The sequence below is a fragment of the Desulfosalsimonas sp. genome (assembly GCF_046483245.1).
In the GTDB taxonomy this organism is placed as follows: Bacteria; Desulfobacterota; Desulfobacteria; order Desulfobacterales; family Desulfosalsimonadaceae; genus Desulfosalsimonas.
This window is the reverse complement of the sequence record NZ_JAWODO010000158.1, coordinates 1-3,127: the sequence shown is the minus strand read 5'-3', so window position 1 is coordinate 3,127 and position 3,127 is coordinate 1. Positions and strand designations below refer to the sequence as shown.

Genomic DNA, 3,127 nt, shown 5'->3' with positions numbered 1-3,127 from the left:
CCCTGCCAGATCTGCCGGGAGCCGGACATGGCACCGGTGTGAGAAGATGCCGCCCGGCCGCCTTCGGCTGTCAGGCCCACCCGCCACAGGACCACGGGTTTTTCCGCAGCCGCGGGTTGCAGGGCGTCAAAAAAAAACCGGCCGTCGGTGATGCCCTCCAGATAGGCGCCGATCACATCAGTTTCCGGGTCCCGAGCAAAATAGGAAAGCAGATCCGCGCTCTGGACATCGGCTTCGTTTCCCAGGCTCACGGCCTTGCTGAAGGCCAGGCCCTTTTTCTCCGCCTCCCGGCCGATGATGTTGGCAAGGGAGCCGGAATGGGAGATCAGCCCAAGGCGTCCGGGCTTTCGGCACAATCCCGGAAAAAAGGAAAGCCCGGAAGCGGGCACGTAAAGCCCCATGCAGTTGGGGCCGAACAGGCGCATGCCCGCAGCACGGGCTGTGGCCACCATTTCGGCCTCCATGCGCCGGCCATTTTCACTGCCGGACTCCCTGTAGCCCGCGGTAAACAGCACCACCGCCTTTACCCCTTTTTCCGCACACTGCCGGACCACCTCCGGGCCGGCGTCCCGGCCCACCAGCACAATGGCCAGATCAACAGGGGCGTCAATGGAAGCCACATCCGGGTAACAGGCAAGGCCGTCAATGGTTTCGGCATTGGGGTTGACCGGATAAATGGGGCCGGCAAAGCCCATGTCCTGCAGCGCCAGCAAAAATAGCTTTCCGGTCTTCATGCCCTGGGGCAGGCCCACAATGGCCACGCTTGCGGGGTGAAACAATTCATCGAGTTGGGAAACAAGCCGCTCTTGTGAAATCAAATCAGGTCTCCGGGTGTTTTTGAACGCCTCAGTTTAAATTGAAATAAATACTTGATGGCACCGTAAAAGTTCAAGATCAAGGCTTGCGCAATTTCGAAGAATACAGCGTACTTACCCGTACGTGAAATTCTGAGAAATTGCGTATAACGCAGATATTGGATTTTTTACGGCGCCATCAAACTTAAGATCAACAGTAATCAGCCGATAACAATATAGCTTACGATTTTGCCCGCTCATACGAATCATTAAAATGCTGTAAAAAAAGGAGGTTATGTGCAACTATTTAAGAATATGAAAATAAGCTCAAAAGTATTTGCCATCATGCTTGCAGGCCTGGGCCTGATTCTGTTGATTACGATCCCCCTGCTGCAATACCAGCTTTCAAATGTCCGGGAAAACACCCTTCAGCAGCAATCCGATTTGTTCCGCAGCAAAATCGATGAATCCCTGGAAGCCAAAAAAAAGGTCTGGCTGACCAATGCTCTGCAGATTGCCAACAACCCCATCATCACCGAATCCATGCGGGATCGTGAAAGGCAGCCCGTCATTGACATGCTCGCCCATTACGGTCAAGTGTTTAAAGACAATACCGGTTTTCAAAATGTTCAGGTCCATGTCATTGACAAGCATCTGGATTCTTTTGTGAAATCCTGGGCGCCGGATAATTTCGGCGAATCTCTGGACTATTCTGCCGCATATAAAAAAGTCCGGCAAGAGACAACTGCAATGGCCACCATGGAAGTGTCGCCAAAAGGGCTGCGCCTGAAAGGATTGTTTCCTGTCACCCAGGATTCACAATTTGCGGGTATTGTCAATTTCGAAGGCGGACTGAATTCCATCAAAAGGGATCTAAAATCCCTGAACATGGAATTTCTCTACCTTCTGGACAATTCCCTGCTCGATATTGCCAAGGGCCTGAAGGGCAAAAAGAAGATGGGCGGCTATACCCTGAGCCAGAAGGACGTGGACAAGGATTTTCTTTCTTATGTGGACGAAAATCTGGATTTTTCAAAGGCCCTGGAAAACTACGCCTTTGATTCCCGATATCTTTCAGCCGCCAAACCCGTAAAGGATGTGGACGGAAAAACCATCGGGGTTTTTCTTTTGGGCCAAAAAAGCGACCTGGTCCTGGAAAACGTAAACAAGAACAGAAAAATGATGTGGAATTTCTTTGTCCTGATCTGCACGGCATTTGGTGTGATGATCCTGGTGGTCACATTCTTTTTAAACCGCTACACAGTCAATCCAGTCACCGCCATTGTGCGGACATTAACGGGCAGTTCAAAGGAAGTGGCCCTGGCCGCCGACCAGATCGCAACCTCCAGCCAGTCCCTTGCAGAGGGAGCATCAGAGCAGGCCTCAAGCCTTGAGCAAACCTCTTCATCCCTGGAGCAAATGGCCGCCCAGACCCGGCACACCGCAGATAATTCCCAGAAGGCCGACACGGCCGTCAAGGAAACCGGGGAAATGGTGGAAAAAGGGGTTTCGTCCATGAAACGGATGAACACGGCCATAAATGAAATCCAGGAATCATCCAATGAAACCTCCAAGATCATCAAGACCATTGACGACATTGCCTTTCAGACCAATTTGCTCGCACTGAATGCTGCCGTTGAGGCCGCCCGGGCCGGCGAGGCGGGAAAAGGGTTTGCAGTGGTGGCCGAAGAGGTCCGCAACCTGGCCCAGCGCAGTGCCGAAGCGGCCCAGGAGACATCCCTGATGCTGGAAAAATCCCAGGAAAACGCCCAAAAGGGTGTTGGCGTGGCCCATGAGGTGGCCGAGCAGCTCCAGGGCATCAAGCAGAGCTCGGAAAAAGTCTCCGGCCTGATCACGGAAATCACCGGTGCCTCCAGGGAGCAGGCCCAGGGTATTGACCAAGTCAATACAGCGGTCTCGGAAATGGACCGGGTGGTCCAGAAAAACGCGGGGGATTCTGAAGAATCCGCCAGCGCAGCAGAGCAGCTGTCCTCCCAGGCAGAGGAACTGGAAAAGATGGTGGCCGATCTCATGACCCTTGTGGGCGGAAGCAAAGGCCATGGATCCGGCAGCAATAAAGATGGCAGACCAGCCAAACTGCCCGCCCGGCTGCGTTAACACCGGGTTTCGCACCCAACAAACGACCGGGCGGCAAATTTGCCGCCCGGTCGTTTGAGGGAGGATTTTATGGGCAAAGCGCCGGTTCTGTCAACGCCCGGGGAGCATAGGTCATGGTGTGCTCCCAGTTTAACCGGGCATCGGAGAACTCTTCGACCTCAGTGTAGAAATACATGCTGGATTCAATGTTTGATGGCACCGTAAAAAGTCTGATT

2 protein-coding genes are annotated in these 3,127 nt (G+C 53.4%); one reads left to right on the top strand and one right to left on the bottom strand.

The features are described 5' to 3' along the window. Positions 1 to 818 (bottom strand): CoA-binding protein (locus R6U41_RS13765; RefSeq protein ID WP_410270420.1); only part of this gene is annotated, 818 nt, incomplete at its 3' end. 273 nt (positions 819 to 1,091) lie between these two features. Between R6U41_RS13765 and R6U41_RS13760 the strand changes: the two genes are divergently transcribed. Then, positions 1,092 to 2,912, top strand: a complete 1,821-nt coding sequence (locus R6U41_RS13760; protein ID WP_410270419.1) for a methyl-accepting chemotaxis protein — start codon at positions 1,092 to 1,094, stop codon at positions 2,910 to 2,912. Positions 2,913 to 3,127 lie beyond the last annotated feature (215 nt).